This is a genomic window from Lactobacillus gallinarum DSM 10532 = JCM 2011, from assembly GCF_001434975.1.
Lineage (GTDB): Bacteria > Bacillota > Bacilli > Lactobacillales > Lactobacillaceae > Lactobacillus > Lactobacillus gallinarum.
This window is the reverse complement of the sequence record NZ_AZEL01000058.1, coordinates 1-4343: the sequence shown is the minus strand read 5'-3', so window position 1 is coordinate 4343 and position 4343 is coordinate 1. Positions and strand designations below refer to the sequence as shown.

At 33.6% G+C, this 4343-nt stretch carries 3 protein-coding genes and 1 pseudogene; 2 read left to right on the top strand and 2 right to left on the bottom strand.

The window, feature by feature from the left end; translation table 11 throughout:
* Nucleotides 1-387 precede the first annotated feature (387 nt).
* Nucleotides 388-2148 carry an oligopeptide ABC transporter substrate-binding protein gene (locus tag FC37_RS08215; RefSeq protein ID WP_025006471.1) on the bottom strand — a complete coding sequence of 587 codons (1761 nt, stop codon included), beginning with the start codon at nt 2146-2148 and terminating at the stop codon, nt 388-390.
* 256 nt (nt 2149-2404) lie between these two features.
* Here FC37_RS08215 and FC37_RS11000 point away from each other — a divergent pair.
* A pseudogene (locus FC37_RS11000) lies at nt 2405-2593 on the top strand (hypothetical protein); the annotation flags it as partial.
* A 176-nt stretch (nt 2594-2769) separates the two neighbouring features.
* Here FC37_RS11000 and FC37_RS08210 read toward each other — a convergent pair.
* Nucleotides 2770-3612: an SLAP domain-containing protein gene (locus FC37_RS08210; protein WP_025006470.1), complete on the bottom strand. Its 843-nt coding sequence runs from the start codon at nt 3610-3612 to the stop codon at nt 2770-2772.
* A gap of 388 nt (nt 3613-4000) precedes the next feature.
* Between FC37_RS08210 and FC37_RS08205 the strand changes: the two genes are divergently transcribed.
* Nucleotides 4001-4343, top strand: a 343-nt coding sequence (locus FC37_RS08205; RefSeq protein ID WP_156400668.1) for a MerR family transcriptional regulator, incomplete at its 3' end; no start/stop codon positions are given.

Here is a 4343-nt window from a genome sequence, read left to right as displayed (position 1 = left end):
ATAGTGAATCAATTATCCCGTCGGATAACTAATTCACTATTTAGCTTAGAATGTTTGTTATGTCTAAATTATCTGAACGAGACATTAATTATTTCTGAAACTTGCGAACTCTGTTCGCGGGTGTGTCATTGTTTCATAGCTTCTGCTTTAGTTTTACGCTTTCCTTCAGGTCTTTGTCTGTGTTGCAGGTTTATCCATCATTTGGCCCGACTAGACATCTGTACGCTCACATGAAAAAATTGATAGTCAATTCCTTCATCAATAACGTCACTATTAGTGATACACAAGAAAAATGCTACCAAATCAGTCAGATTTAGTAGCATTTTTTAGATTAACTAAAGTAAATTTTAGAAAAGATATTTATTAGGCAAGACAGTTAGGTAATGCTTATTTTACAAACCCTGCACTAAACCAGTTAGTTGCGCTTGGTTTAAGTGACCATCCAGTTACTTTTTTATTAACAGCGGTTATTGAATATGAATTAGTGGTAGGTACAACATAGGCTTCATTGTACATCCATTTTTGCCATTTTCTGAATGCGTCAACACGATACTTATGGTTGAAAGCTTTTTCTGAGTCAATATCAGCTAAAAGCTTACTTTGTACAGGGGAAACAAAACGTGCCATATTATATGGTGCAGCAGCACTATAAAGATCATTAGGAGAAGGTTCACTTGAAAGTGACCAGCCACCTTCAAAGACATCAATTTTTGGATCATCAGATTGAACTGCTTGTACCCAATTGTTAAATTCCATTGGACGACCGCCAACAAACTTAACGTTCAAACCGATTTTCTTCCATTGTTGGATATAATTACGCCATACGGGCTCTGCGGTAGTAGCATTGTTTCTAACAGCTAAATTAATAGTAAGCTTCTTTCCGTTAGGTTGAACTCTGAATTCGCCTTTCTTTTTATATCCGGCTTTATCTAATAATTGGTTGGCTTTCTTCAAGTTATATGGGTAACCTTTAATTGAACTATCGGAGAAGTCACCAAATTGTTCTGGGATCAAAGTATTAACACGTAATGCTAATCCTTGGTAATAGCGTTTAGCAACAGCATCAATATTCATTGCATAGGCCATTGCTTTACGTAATGCTGGATTATTCATCTTGGCATTCTTATTTTCAACATTCTTGCCTAGCTTCTTATCCCATTTACCCACTTTAAAAGCTAAGTAGTTATAACTAAGTGGAACTTCACCAATAAAGTTAGTATCAGTTGCATTCTTAGTTTGATCCCATTGTGTATTAACCACATCAGCAATATCAAATTTATGACTTTTAATGGCTTGGGTAGCAGAACTGGAGCTGACAACAGATGCAACTACTTTTTTAAAGTTTGGTGTACCACGCCAGTAATAAGGATTACGCTCCCAAGAAACAGATTGACCACGAACAATATTAGATACACGGAATGGTCCAAAAAATAGTGGGGATTTTCTGACCTTGTCACTAGATAAAAGCTTTGAAAAAGGTACATCCTTTAAGTAATGATAGGGCTCAGCACATTCCCAGAAATATCCATTACCTGATTGAAGCATACCAGGCTTCATTTGCTTGAAATGGAGTACGACTTTGCGTCCATTTTCACCATCAGGCATTTCAATTCCAGAAATTTTCTTGCTTTTACCTTCATGATATTCAGCTAAGCCAACAATATCAGCTAAAGATTCAGTATATCTTTGTGATTTAGAGTCTTTATTTGCAATAATTTCATAAGCAAATTCAACGTCTTTAGCAGTCACTTGCTTACCATCTGACCACTTAACTCCTTTTTTCACTTCGATTGTGACAGTCTTAGCTTTCCGATTTAGTTTAAAAGTAGCAGCTCCTTTATTATTAATCTTATATTGATCATCTGTTGAAAATAAAGATTCTAGACCTGGGCTTTGTACCTCACTATCAATTGAAGTATCTGATAATTCTGGTAAGAAAATACCAGTGAATGGACTGTCTGATTCAAGAGCATAGGTTAAAGTTCCTCCTTTTTTAATACTTTTTACAGGAACAGTTTCGCTAAACTTATGATTAGTTTTATTTGCATTACTACTGTTTGTATGTTTGTTATTACCACATGCAACTAAACTTAAAGTTGCTCCAGAAATAAGTGCTAATGCACCAAAATATTTTCTTGCTTTAGTCATGATAAAGCGCACCTCCAAAGAAATTTTATTAAATTATATTTGAATTTTATTATATGATTATTAAAAAAGCAAATGGTTTTGTTTGTTTTTGTTAAAAAATATAAATAAAATTAAAAAGATTAGATCTTAGGATACCTAAAACATAATAGAGATAAGTCAGATCAAATTGAACTACTCGAAATATATGCAATGATGAGGAATCTTAGGACCTGCATGATCGTTTCAAATAGGAGTCAGAGCCCTGAACTCTATATAGCAGAATATGCAAGGTGCTAAGGAACATAACGATCGTAAGTTGATAAAAATTAGGAAGAATAAATGAGAGTATTTTTTCACTTTTAGCTTATTATAATGCGGAAAATAGAATACGCATTTTAGTAGGATTTCAAACCGCTTAGAAATGACAATATTAACATATAATGGTGTATTGATGGACAAGCTTTAATTAGCACCAAGAGTACATCTTATTACTACAATTATGATAGTATCAAGACAGTAGAAAAACCATACTCCGATAAAATATCGAAATATGGTTTTAAAATAGAGTGATCTAAAATATGTCCCAAATTTGGCGTTCGCATCAAATTCGACTGGCCTTAAATTTAAATTAATTATTGAATTTTATTCTTCTGTTGTAACAGCCAAGTTTGGCATAGTTGCAATGTCGTTCATATCAATGTATGACTTTTGACCCTTAATGCCGTATAAAATCAAAGTTTGGTCGCCATTTTTAATAGTCTTAGTGCGGTCAACACTAACTTTGCTGCCAGCAGTTAATTCTTGGCTAACTGTTTTACCTTCGGCATCGTAAACAGGGACTTTAGATTCATTGCTATGCTTATCTAAAGTTACAGTTTGGTATGCAGCATATAATGGTTCATTATTTACGTAACTTACATTAGATACGCGGATATATGCGTTTTTACCGATGCTGTAATATTGGTGGCCCTTAATAGTCTTAGTTGATAAAGCCATCTTTTTGCCATCATTTACTAAGAAACGGTATGCATCACTAGCAGCTGTTTTAATCGAGCCGGTGTAGTTTACAATTTGAGATCTACGCAATAAGACACGCTTAGAGTTCTTAGTTACGTGCTTACCATTTTTGTCGTAAACATATGAATTATTAGCAATATATAAGATGCTCTTGCCGTTTAATGCTGAAATTGCGGAAGTCGGAACGTACTTGTTTTTAGCGATCTTATAAGTATATTCATAGTTGATTAACTTAGGAGCACCGTAGTATTTAAAAGTAGTGCCGTTCTTAATCTTTTGATTCTTTTGTTTGCCAGCAGCATTGTAGACACCGATTACACTACTATTGTTATTGCCAACAGTAATTGTGCCAGTTGACTTTTTAGTAGCAGCTTGAGCAGTAGTGATTGATGGATTTACAAGTGCAATAGCTGGTGCTGTTAAAGATAATGCGGCAGCAGCTAAGTTGATTGATTTAATGAGTTTCATGGATATTCCTCCCTTGAAAATATCAATATTTTATTTGCTATTATTATATCTTGTTTTTGAAAAGAATAGTTTAAATTTACCTTAATTTATAGCTTATAATGTGTGTGGATATGTGAATTGATAAAACCAATGTAGGTAGTTATTTAAAATAATTTGTTTGTAAGATTTTACTGTTGATGTAAGTAAGCTAAGAGAGATTAAGAGGTATTTAATATGAACACTGTGGAATTGAAACAATGGGGTAACTCACTAGCAGTGCGTTTACATAAAGCTGTTCTAAGTAAAGCAGGAGCTGATTAACTGCTAACAAAAATATGGAAATATGTAAAATATTATAGAAATATTTGCCATAATATTCATTAGAAAGTTAAACATGGAAGTGAATATTATGACAATTTTAAAACCTAAAGATGTCGCTGATCGTTTAGGAATAACCACTAGAACCCTCCAAACATGGGATCGAAAGGGTATTTTTAAAGCTAAGCGCTCTCCTACTAATCGCAGATTCTATACAGAAGATCAAATAAATCAATATTTGAGCAAAAATAGTCTAAGCTCAAATAAAAAACAAGTTGCTTATGCCAGAGTATCAACTTATGGTCAAAAAGATGACTTAAAAGATCAATTAAGCTATATTCGACAATACGCTAACGCACAAGGTATCGTATTAGACGAAGAAATAAGCGATATTGGCAGCGGCTTAAACTATAAACGGCAAAAATGGAATAATC